The following is a 15,147-nucleotide window of genomic DNA, read 5'->3' on the forward strand; positions in this document are numbered from 1 at the left end:
GTGACCGAGCTTACCCCCTGTTAAGCACCAATACTTTTACGCACTATTTCGGGCATTTCTGCCGAGGCGAAGCATGTCGATGATCTCTCGCCTCTGAACCTCCGGAATGCCCATCTCCCAAATGGCCCGCTCGTGGGGGTCGGACAGATCGGCGTAGGCCGGCGGGCCGGGATCAGCGACATCCCCGGCAGGTTCCAGGTCCGAGCCTGTCGTGTAGGCGCGGCTGATGGTGCCGGGGGTCAGCCGGAGAACCCTCTCCCAGTCGGCCCGTCTGCTGCGCTGGATTTGGTTGAGGCCGCGCTCGGCTGAGCTGACGCTTGTCGGGGTTACTCCGATGCGGTCGGCCGCGAGCTGTTGCGTGAGGTCGAGGGCGGTGCGGCGCGCGGCGAGCTGCTGGCCGACGCGCTGGATGCGGGGGGTGTCCATGTCTCCAAACGATCCCATGATCGCTAGTGGAAATCTATATGTTCTCTAGCCAATCGCTAGGCGCTGAGGCGCATAGGTAGGGCGCACGCAGTCAACCTCTTGAAAATCTCTAGAAGTTTTGCAACGATTCTCTGCATGGCACTCAGGACCAACGGGGCCGAGATCCGTCGTCGGCGTGAACTCGCGGGGACCACCCTCGCCGAGTTCGCGCAGGCCGTCGGCTACGGCCCCAGCTACGTATCCATGATCGAGCGGGGGCGTATGAACGCAGGCCCCCGACTCCTCCGTGCGGCGGCGAAACACCTCGGCTGTGACATCGCCGACATCACTGACGGGCCGCTCCCGTACGGCGCGGTCCGCCGGGTCTTCCCGAGGTCGGCAGCGTGACCGCCCGCCGGGTCTGCCGAACGCCGGACGAGATCTTCGCGGCTGGCATGAACGCGGCGTGTGAGCACGGTATTTCGCCGATGCGGCGGTGCGAGCACTGCCGCCTCTCCCCGGCCGAGATCGGCCGCCTCGCGGTTCTCCACCGGCCGTACGTCCAGGCCCAGGCCGAGGCTGCCGCAGCTGCCTGACGGCACAAGACGGGGCCATCCCGGACGGCAATCCGGAACAGCCCCTGCGCATCACCCATCCCTATCCGACCGGTGCACGGTCGAGAGAGGAGAGGACGCGATGTCCTCATCATCCCCTGAGCCCCGGACGGTCGTGCAACTCGACCTGTCGAACGGCTCGATCAGTACGACCCTCGTCGACGGGGAGCCGCACGTCGTGCTCCGTCCGGCCGTCGAGGCCATCGGTCTCAGCTTCCCGGCCCAGCTCCGCAAGCTGCGGGACCGGTCGTGGGCCAACCGTTGCGATATCGCCACGGTTGCCGAGGACGGCAAAACGCGGCAGATGGTCGCGGTCGACGTCCGGACGTTCCTGATGTGGCTCGCCACGGTGAACGAGAACAAGGTGTCGGCGACGGCCCGGCCGACGCTGGTCGCGTACCAGCAGGAGACCACGACCGCGGTTGAGAGCTATTGGACGCGGGGCGGGGCCGTGAACCCGGCCGCTTCGGTGGAGCAGGCCGCCACCCTGCGGCGCGAACTGGACGATGTCGACCGCGCTCGGGCCGCCGAGGCCCGGCTGGCCGCGATGGGTGTGGCGAAGCAGTTCGGCTTGGTCAATCCCTCGTACGTCGAGGCGATGGCTCGTACGGAGCTGGCTCGGATGACCGGCACGGAGCCGGACATCGACCCGCTGGACGTGACGGTGACCTGCGAGGACTTCCTGTCCGAGGCGGGTGTCGCGAAGGCGCAGATGCGGTCCGCTCGGACGCGGCTGGGGAAGACGGTCGCGGCCTTGTACCGGGCTCGGTACGGCCGGGACCCGCAGAAGATCCAGCGGCCGGTCGACGGGGTGTTCAGGGACGTGTCGGTGTACACGGTCCGGGACCGGGATCTGTTCGAGACGGCGTGGTCGGAGCTGGCGCGGCATTACGACGTGCAGGGCTCGATCGAGCTGGGCGGTGCGGCGTGAGTACCCCGACGAGTGCCCCGACGGTGCTGCCGGTGTCGGTTCCGTCGCCGGAGCGCCGGGCCTACGGGCGGGCGCTGACGCTGCTGGAGACGGTCCTGGAGACGTCGCCGGTGGTGCCGACGAGCGTGGAGGTGTCGGTCGCCCACGGCGCGCCGAAGGTGTACTTCCGCTTCCCCAGCGACCCCGACGCCGTGGCGGTCTTCGCGGCGGAGTGGGGGCTGGCCGTGATGTCGGAGGTATCGGAGTCCGGGGACGTGCACACGACGGCGTCCGGCTCGGTGCTCGGCGTAGCGCTGGAGGCGTGGGCCCTGGTGACCCCGGCTGCCGAGGGTGGTGACGGGTCGTGAGCCAGTCGATCAGTGCGGCAGCTCGGGTGATCCTGGCCGCGCACAAGACCGGGACGCTGACCGCCCGGGGTATCGCGGCGGCGCTGGATGACGCCGGTCTGCTGGCCGTCCCGGGCCGTGTCGATGCCCTGCTCGCCCGGGTGGCTGAGCTGGAGGCGACCTGCGCCCGGCTGGCCCGTCAGGCGGCTGGGGTGGCCCTGCTGCCGGACACGACCGGTGTGGTCGCGGCGGCTGAGGCGTACGCCGCCGCGAAGGCCGACCCGACGACCCCGGTGGACGCGTGCCCGGGGTGTGCGGCGCCGCCCGGTGACTGGTGCCCGGGCTGCGGGGCGTGCTTGTGCGACCCGGTGTGCGGCTGCCCGAAGGCGGGTGACGCGTGATGGCTTCGATCGTGGTGAAGACGGTTCGGCATCAGTGCCCGCACTGCCGCCGGACGTGGGCTAAGCGGCTGGCCGCCGAGGCTCACATCGCCCGCTGCTGGCGGAACCCGGACGTCCTCGGGTGCAAGACGTGCTCCCTCCTTACCCCGCCGGAGGACGGCCCGTACCCGGAGCACCCGGGGTGGGGCGAGGAGTGTGACGCCGAGATCGATCTGCGGTCCGGTCTGCGGACGGGGTGCCCGTCGTGGCAGCCCGACGGGGGTGACGCGTGATGGATGCCCTGTCGTGGGTCCTCGTCGCCTTGGTGCTGCTGGCCGCTTTGGCGGGTGCGATCGAGCGGTGGCCGTACCGGCGCCGTCCTTCCGCCGTCCGGCTGGCGACCGTCGCGCACTGCGAGTGCGGGACCCCGATCCCGTCCGGCTGCCGCTGGTGCCTGTCCTGCTACGACCCGGCCGCCCGGGCCATGGCGGAGGACGGCTTCGGCTCGTACGCCCGCTTCCGGCCCGCGCTCCCCGCCTCCCCGATCTCCCCGACCATCCACACCACGCCCGGAGGCACCCTGTGAGCGCCGTCCGTACCCGTACCGAAATCACCCTCACCATCCCCGTGGCCGGGGTCCCCGACCTGGCCGCCCCCGTCACCGGGCGGACCGTCGTCCCGACGGAGGTCGAGATCCGGCTGACCGAGACCAGCACGATCGACGGCGTCGAGGCGTACGCGATCGTCAGCGTGTCCGGTCCGCGCCGCCTCAAGTCCGGCGATACGGGACGCCGGATCACGTCGGCCGGGTGGGAGCGCTTCAAGGCGGACCAGCGGCCGGGCTGGCTGACGGGTCTGCTGGCCGCGCACTGGCCGAAGGGCTGGGCCCGGGGGCTGGCCGGGCTGCCGGTCCTTCCGGCCGAGTCCGCCGCCCGTCTGCGGACCATCCTCGCCCGCCCCGCCGAGACCCCTGCCGGGGGTGCCCTGTGAGCGCCCGCGACGACCTGTACGCCGCGCTGACCGCCGGGGTCCGGCACGCCCAGCTCCGCCAGCGTCACATCGACGCCCACGCCGCCGAGGTGCTGCTGGAGGCCGCCGAGATGGCGACCGACGCGGCCGTCCGGCTGTACGACGACATGGGGCAGAAGGCCGCCGAGGGCGCCCGCGCCGTGGCCTCCCGTCTGCGGAAGGAGGCCGCCGAGGCCCTGCCCGACCCGGCCTCCGCGCAGGAGCCGCGAGTGGGGACCTGCGGACGGACCGTCAGCGTCACCGGCACGACCTACCCTCCCTGCCAGCTCCAGCCCGGCCACGTGGAGGCGTACTGCCAGACGGAAACAGCCCTGTTCCTGGCCACGCTCGCCCCGGCCCCCGCGCAGGAGCCGCTGGTTGTCCGGCGGTTCGACACGGCGATGGAGCCCGCGCCCGAAGAGGACCCGGTCCTAGTCGTCGGCGCGATCGCGGTCGACGGTCGGCCGGTGGCGCTGTGCTTCGAGCCGGAGGACCGGGCGAAGGTCGGCCGCTGGCTGACACCGGCCAGCGAGTGCGGGCACGACGACTACCACGACCCCCACGAGTGGGCCGACCTGCCGCACATCTGGTGCCCCGGCCACAGCCACGCCCCGGCCGACGAGGGGGGTGACGCCTGATGGGCACCCGCCGCCGGGACCTGATCGCCCTCGCCCGCCACGGCTATCTCACCCCGCACGGCCCCGACAACCGGCGCTACTACACCCCCCGGAGCACCTGATGAGCACACCCACCACCACGGCGGAGGCCGGGGTCGAGGCGGGTCCGCTGGTCTGCCGCCGGTGCGGAGACGCGGCCGGGCCGTTCACGATCGACGGGCTGTGCGAGGACTGCGCGCTGGCCGACGTGCTCCCCGGCGTGTACGGCATCCAGGCCGAGGAGTACCACGCCGACCCGATCCCCGGCGGGAGTCTCTCCTCGACGGGGGCCCGGCGGCTGCTGGAGTGCCCGGCCCGCTTCCGCTACCTGCTGGACCACCCGGAGCCGTACAAGCCCGCGTACGAGTACGGGACCGCCGCTCACACGGTGGTCCTCGGTGACGGGCCCGAGCTGGTCGTCGTCGACGCCGCCCGCTGGGACACCAACGAGACCAAGACCCTGGTCCGGGAGCTGCGGGCCGCGGGCAAGGTGCCGCTGAAGAAGGCGACGAAGCAGAAGATCGACGACATGGCCGCCGTACTGGCCGCCGATCCGGAGGCCGCCGATCTGTTCGCCCCGGGGTCGGGGGAGGCGGAGCAGTCGCTGTTCTGGCCGGACCCCCGGTTCGGGGTGTGGCGGCGGGCCCGGCCGGACTGGCTCCGCCCGGACCGGATCGTCGACTACAAGACCGTCCGCTCCGCCCGCCCGGAAGACCTGCGGCGCGCCTTCTGGGAGCACGGCTACGGCCAGCAGCAGGAGTGGTACCGCGACGGCGCCGCCGAACTCGGGATCCTCCCGAGGGACGCACCCTTCACGTTCGTCTGCCAGGAGAAAGAGCCGCCGTACGTCGTCACCGTCGTCGAGCTGGACTTCTTCTTCGCCGAGGCCGGACGCCACCTCACCGAACGCGCCCTCGCCCGGTACGTCGAGTGCCGCGAGACCGGGCACTGGCCCGGCTACGTGACCGGCACCACCTACCTCTCGATGCCCCCGTGGGCCGAACGCGAACTCCAGGAGAACTGATGAGCAAGCTTCCCGCACCCACCCACGTCGGCCGCCGCCCCGCCCCGGCTACCCCGAGCGAGTTCGACGACGGTCCGTTCGTCTTCCGGCCCGCCACCAAGGACGGCGCCAAGGCCCGTGTCTCCATCCAGGGCCCGTCCGGGTCCGGCAAGACGTGGACCGGGCTGTCGCTCGCCAGCGGACTCGCCGAAGGACAGCGGTTCGCCGTCATCGACACCGAACGCGGCGCCGCCGCCCTCTACGTCAACGACCTCGACGCCCAGTTCGACACCCTCCCGATGCACCGCTACGACCCGCGCGACCTCGTCAAAGCCCTCGCGGCTGCCGCCCAGGCCGGGTACCCGGTCGTGATGGTCGACAGCCTCTCCCACTTCTGGAAGGGCACCGACGGCACCCTCGACCAGGTGGAGCGGGCCGCCAGCAAGTACGGCGGGAACAAGTTCGCGGGCTGGAAGGACGGCGGCGAACTCCAGTCCCAGATGATCGAGGCCCTGCTTGCCTACCCCGGGCACGTCGTCGTCACGATGCGCGCCTCGGTGAAGTGGGTCCTCCAGGAGAACGACCGCGGCCAGAAGGCGCCGGTCAACAAGGGGATGCGGGCCGAGCAGCGCGAGGGCATCGAGTTCGAGTTCGGTATCGCCGCCGAGATGGACAAGGACAACCGGCTCCGCTTCATCAAGAGCCGCTGCCCCGCCTTCCGGGGTCTGGTCTTCGAACAGCCCGACGGCGGACGGGATATCGCGAAGCCGCTTCTCGACTGGCTGAACACCGGGTCGAAGCCGGTGGACACCGCGGCATGGGTCGACGCCGCCACCTCGAAGGAGGCGACCTACCAGGGGCTGCTTGACCTGCACCGTCAGGTCGAAGCCGCGAGCGCGCTGGCGACCCCGCTGATGCACCCGGACACCGGGGCGCCCACCAGCCTCGGCAACTACATCAAGGAGCGCGGCACCGCCCTCCGGACCGCCGGAGGTGAAGACCGGTGATCCCCGCGTACGACTGGCGCGAGCAGGCCGCGTGCCGCCAGGCCGACCCGGAAATCTTCTTCCCCGGCCAGGGCACCACTCACTTCGAGGCCGTGAGGATCTGCCGCCGCTGCCCCGTCCAGCTCCTCTGCCTCGAGGACGCCATGACCACTGAGGCGGACCGCCGCGGGCCCCGCCACGGCGTCCGCGGCGGCCTCACCGTCCCCGAGCGCCTCCGGCTCGCCACCACCCGCAAGGCCGCCACAGCCCGGGAGGCAGCGGCATGACCGGCACCTGCGCGGTACCCGAATGCCAGCGCCCGCGCGATACCCGGGGCTGGTGCAGCCGCCACTACCGGCGCTGGCAGCGCTGGGGCGACCCCCTCGGCGGCCGGCACCCCCGGACCGGGTGCACCGTGCCCGAATGCCCCAAGCCCCACAAGGCTTTCGGCTGGTGCATGACGCACTACGAGCGGTGGCGGCGCCACGGCGACCCGTCGTCCATCCCCAGCCTCGACGTCGACGAGACGGCAGTGGAGCGGGCCGTCCGTGGCGAGCGGGCCGGGGCCCTCACCCGGGCCGAGCTGAAGCTGGCCGTCGCCCGGCTCTACGAGGCCGGGCTGAGCGACCCGCAGATCGGGGCCCGGACCGGGCTGACCGCGGCGGGGGCGCGGGCCGTCCGGCTGCGGCTGGGCCTGCCGTCGAAGTGGATCCGAGCGGGACGTCCGGGGGTGGCGGCATGAGTCGGCTCGCCTGGCATGCCGCCGCCGCGTGCAGCGGCCTCGACCCCGACATCTTCTTCCCGAAGCGGTCGTCGCAGGTCGAAGACGCGCTCCGGATCTGCGGCGGCTGCTGGGTCCGGGCCCAGTGCCTCGCCCAGGCGATGGCGACCGAGGACTACCACCGTCACGGCGTGTGGGGCGGACTGACCGCCGACGAGCGCCACGACCTCGCCCAGCAGACGGCCGACACGGCCGCCGCCTACCAGCAGACAGGACACCTCCGATGACCAGCACCCACATCGTCATCCACGCCCCGGCGGGGGCCGAGCCGCACTCCAGCGCCTACCGCCACACCGACGTCGACGGCGACCGGCTCCTCATCTCCACCGCCGTCTTCGACGACGGCACCCCTGGCATCTACTTCCGCACCGACCCGAACGGCAGCAGCGTCCCCCTGACTGATCTGGCCGCCCTCGTCGCCCAGCTTCAAGTCATTGCCGACGCGTCCCGCGCCGAAGCGGCGGCAGAGACCCCGCCGACCGCCTGACACCCCTGCTGCTCCGTCCGGGGCGGCTGGCCGTGTGCCCCGCCCCGGACGTGAACCACCCCCGCACCGCCCGTACCGCCGTTCGACCGAGAGAAGGACCCGTGGGAATCCGCCTGATCGTCGAGGTGCTCACCAGCGCCCCCGAGGCCCTGACGCACCGGGAGAAGCTGCTCCTCGTCGTTCTGGCCGAGGACGCGAACGACGACACGCGGATCACGTGGAACAGCGTCGAGCGCCCCGCGGTGCTCCGGGGGGCGAAGCTCAGCCGCGCGCAGCTGTACGCCGTGCTGAAGTCGCTCGCGGCCAAGGGGGCCGTGGAGAAGCTTGCGGCGGGCCAGCGGAACGGGACCGCGAAGTACAAGATCGCGCTGCTCGAACCGTCTCAGTGTCCCGGAATCCCTGACACTGACACCCCTTCTCAGTGTCCCGATTCTCCTGACACTGAAGCCTCTCAGTGTCCCGGAACTCCTGACACTGACGAGAACGCTCAGTGTCCGGGAAATGCGGACACTGAACAGTCTCAGTGTCAGGGAATCCCTGACCTCAGTGTCAGGAAATCCCTGACACCTACCCCTCACCCCTCTTCTACTACCCCCTCAACCAGCCAGCAGGAGAGGCCCGCCCCGGCCGCCGTCGACTACGGCATCCCCGAAGCCGCCCGCCCCCTCGTCGACGCACTCACCCACGCCGGGATCCGCGTCCGCTGGCCCTTCCGCGGCGACGGCTGGTTCCCCGTCCTCTCCTTGATCGCCAAGTGCGGCATCCCCGCGATGGTCGAGTACGCCGCCCGCGCCGCCGAACGCAACACGGCCATCGACTCCGCCCGCTACTTCATGCGCGGCTGGGCCGAACTCGCCCCGCTCCCCGAACCGGGAGCCGCCCGCCCCCAGCTCCGCGCCGTCCCCACCGCCTGGCAGCCCTACCAGAACCCGACCGACATGTCCGTGTACGAGAACGGATTCTGACCATGACCGAACCCGCCAGCCCCCTCGCCGGCCGACCGGACGCCCCCCTCGGCCGCGTCCTCGCCGGGATCCGCGAGAAGCAGCGCCAGGGCGTCACCGGGGGCCCGGTCGACGACGGCCCCCGGCCCGACGAACCCGGCCACCCCGAATACCACCGCCGCAACCGCGCCGAGTGGGCCCTCCAGCGCTGGGCCACCGCGACCCCGCCCCGCTACCAGAAAGCCGACGCCGTGCACCCCGCCATCGCCGCCTGGGCCGACCGAGCCGCCACCGACCCCGCCACCGCCGGGAACCTCCTCCTCACCGGCACCACCGGCACCGGCAAAACCCACCAGGCGTACGGAGCCCTCCGCCGCATCGCCGCCGCGGGCAGCACCCACCCCTACGAGATCCGGGCCACCACCGCCGCCGACATGTACGGCCTCCTCCGCCCCAAAGGCTCCGACCGCGGCACCGAAGCCGAACTCGCCCGCCTCACCCGGGTGCCCCTGCTGCTCCTCGACGACCTCGGCTCCGCAAAGGCCAGCGAGTGGGTCGAGGAGATCACCTACCGCCTCGTCAACGAGCGCTACAACGCCTGCCGCCCCACCATCTACACCTCCAACCTCCCCGCCCGCGCGGACCGAGGCCCCGACCTCGCCACCGCCCTCGGCGACCGCATCGTCTCCCGCCTCTCCGAAGACACCACCGTCGTCGCCATCACCGGCACCGACCGCCGACGCCAGAACAGGAACGCCGCGTGAACATCACCCCCAAACCGGTCGAGTACCTGTACGAACTCTGGGACGCCAACTGGGACGACGGCCCCCTCGGCAACTACCAGATCCTCCGCTGGGAGATCACGAAGAAGACGGCCCGGCGCATCCACTTCGTACGCAACGGCCACCCCGGGTTCGTGGACCGTCAGCGGATCGAGGCGAACGGCGAGATCTTCCACCGCCGCTTCGCGCGGACTCTGCACCTCAACCCACCGGACATCCCCGGCCCGCCGAAGCCCCCGTCCCTGCCGGAGCTGAAGGCCGCTATGGCCGCCGCCCACCCCGACCGAGGCGGCACCGACGCCGAGTTCATCGCCGCCCGCCAGCGCTACGAGACGGCCCGCGCCGCTGGGCCTGCCGCGTGACGGTCCGCTGCCGCATCTGCGGACGCCCCCTCCACACCCCCACCACCGCCGCCCGAGGCATCGGCCCACACTGCGCCCGCAAAACCCGCCACGCCACCACTTCCCGGCACCGGGAAAACCCCAGCCCAGACCACTGCCCGGGCCAGCAACCCCTCTTCGACCCCACCACCGGCACCACCGACCCAGCCGCCTAACCCGACGCCACCCCGGCCGACCCGGTTCGGCCACGAACGCGCCCAGAAGGAGAACCCCTGATGCCCGTCCCGCACGCCACCGCCGCCGAGACCATCCCCGCCCTCCTCGCCACCATCAAGGAACAGCTCGCCCGCCAGCAGCCCCTCATCGACGCCCTCCGCCTCATCCACGAAGACATGGACCGCGCCCACCGCGCCGGAGACGAATGGGCCACCGACTGGATCGCCCAGGTGTGGACCGAGCTTCCCCTGGCCGTCCGAGCTGCCGGGGGCGACCGAGACGCCGCACAAGAACTCGCCGACCAGACCACGCAGGAGATCCGCTGATGCCCGAGCCCGCCGACACCCTGCGCGACCGGATCGCCCACGCCCTCGAGCGCGAAGACGCCCGCAACTGCGGCTACGACCACGGATTCGCGCCCGCGTACGGCCAAGACGACGAGACCGACGGCTTCGTCAACGCTGTCCTCGCCGTACTACCCCCGCCCGCCACCGACCGGGCCGAGACCCTCCGCGAAGCCGCCGCGCAGTACGAGCAGCTACTCAAGGACATCGGCCCCAAAACCGCGCAGGACCCGCGCTACTGGACCGGAGTCCAGCACGTCGTCACCGGCCTTCGCCGCCTCGCCGCCGAGGCTGCCGCCGGGGCACAGCAGCCCGCCGAGGACACCGCCACCGAGGCCGGCTGCTGGTGCGGCCACCCCGAAGACCGCCACTGGGCCGACGCCCTCGGCATGGTGTGGTCCGACGGCTGCCACGACTGCACCGGCTGGACCGGGGCCCACGGCTACGGCAAGGACCTCCCCTGGGCCCCGTAGATGCCGCTGTACGCCCGCCTGAGGCCCGAACACCCGTACAGCGGCCCCCAGTCACCCCCGACCGCCACACGGCCCGCACACGAACACAGGAGACCCCGTGAACCCCGCCGACGAACTCCGCGCAGCCGCCTTCCTCATGCGCAACCCGATGCACATCACCACAGGAGTCACCCTGCCCGACCTCGCCGCCCAGCTCGCCGACTGGCTCGACCACGCCGCCACAGCCCACGACGCTTCCGTGGCAGCCGCCGCCAGCGTCTGGCCCGATCCGGCTGACGCCGCAGAACGCATTGCCTGGGTAGCCCGGCAGACCGAGCTGCCCGCCCTCGCCGTCGCCCGCGCGATCACCCAGGACCAGCCGTGACCACGCCCGCCCCCGCCGTCGGCCAGATCTGGCAGGACAACGACCCCCGCAACCCCGGCCGATACCTCCGCATCGTCGAAATCAACACCGCCGTCAGCCGCGCCTGGTGCCGCCCCGTCGCCTACAACCCGGCCACCGGGGCCGTCGCCGACCTCCCCGGTACCCGAGCCACCGGCATCCGCCTCGACCGCCTCAAGCCCACCAGCACCGGCTACCGCTACATCCAGGACCAGCCGTGACCGGCCCCGGCGCCGCCCCGGCCGTGCCCTGCTCACTCGCCGCCCTCCACCACCCCCACACCGCCCACCCATGGGAGCCGCAGCCCGGCATGGACCCCGTCCACTGCCCCGGACACCCCACCCCGCCCGACCGGCACACCGCCGACACCATCACCGACGACGCCCTCGACGAGCTGTACCAGCAGATCGACACCCTCGAAGGCGTCGCCACCCGCGCCGAGCAACTCGCCACCGAACTCCGCACCACCGCCATCACCCACCAGCAACGCGCCGACACCGCCGAGGCCGCCGTCGCCCGCGTACGGCAACTCCACCGCCCCGTCGAGGGCCTCGGCCGCGACAGCGACGACAACCCCGGCGGCTACGGCCTCATCAACCAAGCCTGCACCACCTGCGGCACCCCCGACGAGCTGGCCGTCCCCTGGCCCTGCGACACCATCCGCGCCCTCAACGACGAGCACCCGTCATGACCACCGGCCCCTACCCCGCCTGCTACGACGACCCCGACCTCACCTGCGAATACGACGAAACCGACGGCTACTGCCCCTGCGAAGAACCCGACCTCACCGGCGTACGCAGGATCGACGACGTACCCGTCGGCAACTACCTCTGACCGAAGGAGCACCCCATGGGATGGGGATCCGCCTACCGCATCTTCAACACCGTCGCCGACGCCCTCATCACCGCCAAAGCCAGCGACGAGACGAAGGAGCAGACCCTCAGCACCCTCATCGGCGACCTCCGCGACGGCGACTGGGACACCGAACTCGACAGCCTCCAGAACTACCTCAACGACCCCGCCATCGTCCGCGCCTTCGCCCACCACGACATCCACTGGCACGACCAGACCTGACCCCGGACAGCACGACGGGGCGCGCCCTTCAGACCTCCCCAGGCCCGGCGCGCCCCACGGCGGGCCCACCGTACCGCCACCACCGCACGGAGCACCCACCATGGACACCACCACCGCACAGCAGCTCCAGCACATCGCGACCCTCTGGCCCGACCTCCAAGACGCCCTCGGCGCCCCCACCATCACCGACGGCTTCGGCAAAGGCCTCCGCGCGTACCTCCGCGCCATCGAGGAGTACGACCCCGAAGACCGCATCGCCCTCCGCCCCCTGGAGCGGTCACCCGAGCAGATCGGCATCCGCCCCGTACCCATCAGCCTCACCGTCCACGAGACCATGCGCACCGTCGGGTCGGTCCTCCACGCCACCGCCACCCAACTCGCCGCCGACATCACCCGCGCCCCCATCCCCATGCCCCCGCCCCGCCGCGCCGCCCACGCCCGCACCCGCACCGAGCGCAAGATCTGGGCCGACCACGCCCGCCGCATCCAGGCAGCCCAGGGCGACGCCGCCGACCCCCGCCGCTGGCGCCACACCGGCACACCGCCCACCACCCCCTGGACCGCCCTCTGGCTCGCCGCCCGAGTCCAGCACCTCCCCGGCCCCTTCCGCCCCCTCACCGAACTGGAGCACCACCGGATCGCCGCCGTCACCCGCGAAGCCCACCGCCGCATCGAGAACGCCCTCGACCTCGGCGACAACCGGCACGCCGAACTCGACAACACCGCCCACCCCTGCGCCTGCGGCGGAACCATCCACATCCAAGGCGGCGCCGGCACCCAGCCGTACGCCCGATGCCGCTCCTGCGGCGCCCTCTGGACCGAGAACGGCATCACCGCCGCCTGACCAGCCCGGACACTATGTCCGGACACCCCAACGGACATCCGGACACAAGGACTTGCCGCATCCGGTAGGATCCTGCGCAACGCCACAGCGGATCGAATCGCAGCGACCCGCACCGGCAACAACCCCATAACGCAACGGACCCCGGACGCGGAGATCGCAGCTCCGGCCGGGGTCCTCACCACAGGAGACGAACCCTCCCATGGCTACGCCACACCATACTGGTGCTGGCCTGCGCACCCGCGCGGTCACCCGCACCCGGACCGTCCCCCACACCATCGACGGCCGCACCGTCCTCGTCACCGAGCCCTACACCGAGGAAGTCCCTGTCCCCCCGCGCGACTGGGACCGCATCGTCCTCGGGGCCGTCACCCTCGCCGCCGGGCTCCTCGTCACCGCCTCCGTCATCTGGTCCACCGCCTCCATCGGCGACCTCCTCGCCCGCGTCGTCACCCCGCCCGCCGCCTACTCGGCCGCCGCGGTCTTCGACCTCCTGTGGATCATGTGCATGGCCCTCGAATGGCTCGCCCGCTACGACGCCCAACGTGCCACCCTCCCGCGCCGCGCCGGACACGCCGCGCTCGCCATCGCCATGGCCGCCGTCGCCGCCCACGGATGGCTCGCCGACCAGATCGTCATCGGCATCATCGGCGCCGCCGTCTCCGGCATCGCCAAGACCGGCTGGACCATCGTCCTCGCCCACTACGCCACCCCCCTCGACCCCAAGACACAGCAGTGGGTCGACATCCAGCGCGGCGAAATCGGCGGACGCCTCGCCATGGTCGCCGTGCGGCGCGAACTCGCCCGCGGGGAAAGCCTGGTCGCCGCCGAAGCCGCAGCCCTTGCCCAGCCCGGCCCGGACACGCAGAACACCGTTCCGGACACGCTGCCGGACAGCCCGGATACCAGTCCGGACACCACCGTTCGGCCCATCCGGCCGTCCGCCCGCGAAGCCGTCCGCACCGCCCTGGCCTCAGGGATCACCGATCCGGACGCCGTCCTCCGCTACGTCCGGACGACCGCGGACCCCCAGGTCTCCTCGGAGACCGTCAGCCGGTACATCCGGGCCCTCCGCCGCACCGCGTAGCCCCGCGATGACCCTCATCGGTCTGCTGTTCGCGTTCGCGGCGCTCGGCGCGCTGCTCGGTCTCGCCATCCTCATGGCCCCCGACGTCCCACCCGTCCTCGGGACGCTCGCCCTCGCACTCACCCTCGCCGCCCTCGCCGCGGCCCTCCTCAACTGAGGCAGCACCCCATGCCCGATCAGCCGATCGTGCCCACCCGGATCATCCCGCCCGGCGTACCCCTCCCCTCCCGGCCCCCCGCCCCCGGAGAGACCCCGCCCTGGCGGCCCGGCGGCCCCACGAACCCGCCCGCCCCGCCGAGCCCGCCGCCCCCTCCGTCGTCGACCTGGCCGCCCGCCGAACCCCCGCCCGGGCCGCTCGAAGTCCGCGTCACCGTCGACCTCGCCCCCGCCACACCCCCCAAACCCAAACGCACCCTCTGGGACCGCCTCACGGACTGGCGCCTCGCCACCGCCGTACTCGCCGCCGTCGCCCCCTGGGCGGGCGGCACCAGCCCCGTCAGCGCCTGGTCGACCACCCTCGCCGACGCCCGCACCGAAGCCAGCCCCCTCGCCGCCTACACCCTCGCCATCGGCACCGCCGCCCTCTGCTGGTGGCTCGACCGCCGATCCGGACGCTGGCTCCCCCGCATGCTCCTCGTCACCACCCTCATCGGATCCACCGGCGCCATCCACCTCTTCGACCCCATCACCGCACTCACCGGAGTCACCCCATGACCGGCCTCACCCTCGCCGGACTGGCGATCAGCCTCGTCATCCTCTACGCCAACCTCCGCCCCTGGTGGCAGGGGAGCCGCGACCCCAAACAGCTGATCCCCTTCGGCCAGGGCTTCCTCCTCGGCACCCTCGCCCTCGCCTGCACCGGCGGCCTCCTCGGCTGGGGCGCCACCCGCACCAAGAGCCTCGCCAACACGGGCGGCGACAAGCTCACCCTCGGCGTCACCGGCCAGACCGCCGAGAGCGCCATCACCACCACCCGCCTCGGAGCCTTCACCCCCGAAGGCGCCGTCATCGTCGTACTCATCCTCACCGCCGTCGTACTCGCCTTCCGCGCCGCGAAGAAGCCCGACAAGCGCCGCATCATCGGCG

General features: G+C 72.1%; 30 protein-coding genes. 29 read left to right on the forward strand and 1 reads right to left on the reverse strand.

All coding sequences use genetic code 11. From position 1 onward, the window contains the following. Positions 1–36 precede the first annotated feature (36 nt). Positions 37–426 (reverse strand): helix-turn-helix transcriptional regulator, encoded by a 390-nt coding sequence (locus ABZ714_RS34285; RefSeq protein ID WP_352308823.1) that lies wholly within the window; start codon positions 424–426, stop codon positions 37–39. A gap of 135 nt (positions 427–561) precedes the next feature. Here ABZ714_RS34285 and ABZ714_RS34290 point away from each other — a divergent pair, with 135 nt between their 5' ends. The 29 genes from ABZ714_RS34290 to ABZ714_RS34430 form a co-directional block, all read left to right on the forward strand. Beyond that, positions 562–813, forward strand: a complete 252-nt coding sequence (locus tag ABZ714_RS34290) for a helix-turn-helix transcriptional regulator (protein ID WP_352308824.1) — start codon at positions 562–564, stop codon at positions 811–813. A gap of 288 nt (positions 814–1,101) precedes the next feature. Next, positions 1,102–1,950 carry a phage antirepressor N-terminal domain-containing protein gene (locus ABZ714_RS34295; protein ID WP_352308825.1) on the forward strand — a complete coding sequence of 283 codons (849 nt, stop codon included), beginning with the start codon at positions 1,102–1,104 and terminating at the stop codon, positions 1,948–1,950. After that, complete coding sequence (locus tag ABZ714_RS34300; protein WP_352308826.1) at positions 1,947–2,297, forward strand: hypothetical protein; 351 nt, start codon at positions 1,947–1,949, stop codon at positions 2,295–2,297. The genes ABZ714_RS34295 and ABZ714_RS34300 overlap by 4 nt, the downstream gene beginning before the upstream one ends. Further along, a complete protein-coding gene (locus tag ABZ714_RS34305; RefSeq protein WP_358829294.1) occupies positions 2,294–2,677 on the forward strand; it encodes a hypothetical protein in 384 nt (127 codons plus the stop codon). Before ABZ714_RS34300 ends, ABZ714_RS34305 begins: the two co-directional genes overlap by 4 nt. A 271-nt stretch (positions 2,678–2,948) precedes the next feature. After that, on the forward strand, positions 2,949–3,242 hold the full coding sequence (locus tag ABZ714_RS34310) for a hypothetical protein (RefSeq protein WP_352308830.1): 294 nt from the start codon (positions 2,949–2,951) through the stop codon (positions 3,240–3,242). Continuing rightward, the gene (locus tag ABZ714_RS34315) at positions 3,239–3,646 is read left to right on the forward strand and encodes a hypothetical protein (RefSeq protein WP_352308831.1); all 408 of its coding nucleotides are present in this window, start codon (positions 3,239–3,241) and stop codon (positions 3,644–3,646) included. The genes ABZ714_RS34310 and ABZ714_RS34315 overlap by 4 nt, the downstream gene beginning before the upstream one ends. After that, positions 3,643–4,302, forward strand: coding sequence for a hypothetical protein (locus ABZ714_RS34320; RefSeq protein ID WP_352308832.1), 660 nt, complete (start codon positions 3,643–3,645; stop codon positions 4,300–4,302). Before ABZ714_RS34315 ends, ABZ714_RS34320 begins: the two co-directional genes overlap by 4 nt. Positions 4,303–4,402: 100 nt before the next feature. Then, positions 4,403–5,344, forward strand: coding sequence for a PD-(D/E)XK nuclease-like domain-containing protein (locus ABZ714_RS34325; protein WP_352308833.1), 942 nt, complete (start codon positions 4,403–4,405; stop codon positions 5,342–5,344). After that, positions 5,344–6,330 (forward strand): AAA family ATPase, encoded by a 987-nt coding sequence (locus ABZ714_RS34330; RefSeq protein ID WP_352308834.1) that lies wholly within the window; start codon positions 5,344–5,346, stop codon positions 6,328–6,330. Before ABZ714_RS34325 ends, ABZ714_RS34330 begins: the two co-directional genes overlap by 1 nt. Continuing rightward, positions 6,327–6,596: a WhiB family transcriptional regulator gene (locus ABZ714_RS34335; protein ID WP_352308835.1), complete on the forward strand. Its 270-nt coding sequence runs from the start codon at positions 6,327–6,329 to the stop codon at positions 6,594–6,596. Before ABZ714_RS34330 ends, ABZ714_RS34335 begins: the two co-directional genes overlap by 4 nt. After that, positions 6,593–7,051: a hypothetical protein gene (locus tag ABZ714_RS34340; protein WP_358829295.1), complete on the forward strand. Its 459-nt coding sequence runs from the start codon at positions 6,593–6,595 to the stop codon at positions 7,049–7,051. Before ABZ714_RS34335 ends, ABZ714_RS34340 begins: the two co-directional genes overlap by 4 nt. Then, positions 7,048–7,317, forward strand: coding sequence for a WhiB family transcriptional regulator (locus ABZ714_RS34345; RefSeq protein WP_358829296.1), 270 nt, complete (start codon positions 7,048–7,050; stop codon positions 7,315–7,317). Before ABZ714_RS34340 ends, ABZ714_RS34345 begins: the two co-directional genes overlap by 4 nt. After that, positions 7,314–7,577 carry a hypothetical protein gene (locus tag ABZ714_RS34350; protein ID WP_358829297.1) on the forward strand — a complete coding sequence of 88 codons (264 nt, stop codon included), beginning with the start codon at positions 7,314–7,316 and terminating at the stop codon, positions 7,575–7,577. Before ABZ714_RS34345 ends, ABZ714_RS34350 begins: the two co-directional genes overlap by 4 nt. Before the next feature lie 101 nt (positions 7,578–7,678). After that, positions 7,679–8,542, forward strand: a complete 864-nt coding sequence (locus tag ABZ714_RS34355) for a hypothetical protein (protein WP_358829298.1) — start codon at positions 7,679–7,681, stop codon at positions 8,540–8,542. Between the two features lie 2 nt (positions 8,543–8,544). Continuing rightward, positions 8,545–9,285 (forward strand): ATP-binding protein, encoded by a 741-nt coding sequence (locus ABZ714_RS34360; RefSeq protein WP_358829299.1) that lies wholly within the window; start codon positions 8,545–8,547, stop codon positions 9,283–9,285. Next, positions 9,282–9,665: a hypothetical protein gene (locus tag ABZ714_RS34365; protein ID WP_358829300.1), complete on the forward strand. Its 384-nt coding sequence runs from the start codon at positions 9,282–9,284 to the stop codon at positions 9,663–9,665. Before ABZ714_RS34360 ends, ABZ714_RS34365 begins: the two co-directional genes overlap by 4 nt. After that, entirely contained in the window at positions 9,662–9,859 is a 198-nt protein-coding gene (locus tag ABZ714_RS34370) for a DUF6011 domain-containing protein (protein ID WP_358829301.1), read from the forward strand. Before ABZ714_RS34365 ends, ABZ714_RS34370 begins: the two co-directional genes overlap by 4 nt. A gap of 60 nt (positions 9,860–9,919) precedes the next feature. Further along, positions 9,920–10,186 (forward strand): hypothetical protein, encoded by a 267-nt coding sequence (locus ABZ714_RS34375; RefSeq protein ID WP_358829302.1) that lies wholly within the window; start codon positions 9,920–9,922, stop codon positions 10,184–10,186. Further along, positions 10,186–10,677: a hypothetical protein gene (locus ABZ714_RS34380; protein WP_358829303.1), complete on the forward strand. Its 492-nt coding sequence runs from the start codon at positions 10,186–10,188 to the stop codon at positions 10,675–10,677. The genes ABZ714_RS34375 and ABZ714_RS34380 overlap by 1 nt, the downstream gene beginning before the upstream one ends. A 97-nt stretch (positions 10,678–10,774) precedes the next feature. Beyond that, positions 10,775–11,041, forward strand: a complete 267-nt coding sequence (locus tag ABZ714_RS34385; RefSeq protein ID WP_358829304.1) for a hypothetical protein — start codon at positions 10,775–10,777, stop codon at positions 11,039–11,041. Continuing rightward, positions 11,038–11,280: a hypothetical protein gene (locus tag ABZ714_RS34390; RefSeq protein WP_358829305.1), complete on the forward strand. Its 243-nt coding sequence runs from the start codon at positions 11,038–11,040 to the stop codon at positions 11,278–11,280. Before ABZ714_RS34385 ends, ABZ714_RS34390 begins: the two co-directional genes overlap by 4 nt. Further along, positions 11,277–11,750, forward strand: a complete 474-nt coding sequence (locus ABZ714_RS34395) for a hypothetical protein (protein WP_358829306.1) — start codon at positions 11,277–11,279, stop codon at positions 11,748–11,750. Before ABZ714_RS34390 ends, ABZ714_RS34395 begins: the two co-directional genes overlap by 4 nt. After that, positions 11,747–11,893 (forward strand): hypothetical protein, encoded by a 147-nt coding sequence (locus ABZ714_RS34400; protein ID WP_352308878.1) that lies wholly within the window; start codon positions 11,747–11,749, stop codon positions 11,891–11,893. The genes ABZ714_RS34395 and ABZ714_RS34400 overlap by 4 nt, the downstream gene beginning before the upstream one ends. Before the next feature lie 15 nt (positions 11,894–11,908). Beyond that, positions 11,909–12,133, forward strand: a complete 225-nt coding sequence (locus ABZ714_RS34405; protein ID WP_352308877.1) for a hypothetical protein — start codon at positions 11,909–11,911, stop codon at positions 12,131–12,133. Between the two features lie 100 nt (positions 12,134–12,233). Beyond that, a complete protein-coding gene (locus ABZ714_RS34410; protein WP_358829307.1) occupies positions 12,234–12,977 on the forward strand; it encodes a hypothetical protein in 744 nt (247 codons plus the stop codon). Positions 12,978–13,176: 199 nt separating this feature from the next. Then, complete coding sequence (locus ABZ714_RS34415; protein WP_352308863.1) at positions 13,177–14,061, forward strand: protein transporter Sec31; 885 nt, start codon at positions 13,177–13,179, stop codon at positions 14,059–14,061. 7 nt (positions 14,062–14,068) lie between these two features. Further along, positions 14,069–14,218, forward strand: a complete 150-nt coding sequence (locus ABZ714_RS34420) for a hypothetical protein (RefSeq protein WP_352308864.1) — start codon at positions 14,069–14,071, stop codon at positions 14,216–14,218. 11 nt (positions 14,219–14,229) lie between these two features. Next, the gene (locus ABZ714_RS34425; protein ID WP_358829308.1) at positions 14,230–14,775 is read left to right on the forward strand and encodes a hypothetical protein; all 546 of its coding nucleotides are present in this window, start codon (positions 14,230–14,232) and stop codon (positions 14,773–14,775) included. Beyond that, a partial coding sequence (locus tag ABZ714_RS34430; protein ID WP_358829309.1) for a hypothetical protein occupies positions 14,772–15,147 on the forward strand: 376 nt, incomplete at its 3' end. The genes ABZ714_RS34425 and ABZ714_RS34430, both read left to right, overlap by 4 nt.

This window comes from Streptomyces sp. NPDC006798, from assembly GCF_040635975.1.
Classification (GTDB): domain Bacteria; phylum Actinomycetota; class Actinomycetes; order Streptomycetales; family Streptomycetaceae; genus Streptomyces.